Genomic DNA, 403 nt, shown 5'->3' on the forward strand with positions numbered 1-403 from the left:
CTTCGCGTTGCATCGAATTAAACCACATGCTCCACCGCTTGTGCGGGCCCCCGTCAATTCATTTGAGTTTTAGTCTTGCGACCGTACTCCCCAGGCGGTCTACTTATCGCGTTAGCTGCGCCACTAAAGCCTCAAAGGCCCCAACGGCTAGTAGACATCGTTTACGGCATGGACTACCAGGGTATCTAATCCTGTTTGCCCCCCATGCTTTCGCACCTCAGTGTCAGTATTAGGCCAGATGGCTGCCTTCGCCATCGGTATTCCTCCAGATCTCTACGCATTTCACCGCTACACCTGGAATTCTACCATCCTCTCCCATACTCTAGCTAACCAGTATCGAATGCAATTCCCAAGTTAAGCTCGGGGATTTCACATTTGACTTAATTAGCCACCTACGCGCGCT

The 403-nt window shown here is 51.4% G+C and carries 1 rRNA gene; it reads right to left on the reverse strand.

What is annotated here, in order from left to right:
• Positions 1 to 403, reverse strand: a 16S ribosomal RNA gene (locus I2F62_RS13150); the annotation flags it as partial.

The sequence above is a fragment of the Acinetobacter sp. MD2(2019) genome (assembly GCF_035615615.1).
Taxonomy (GTDB): domain Bacteria; phylum Pseudomonadota; class Gammaproteobacteria; order Pseudomonadales; family Moraxellaceae; genus Acinetobacter.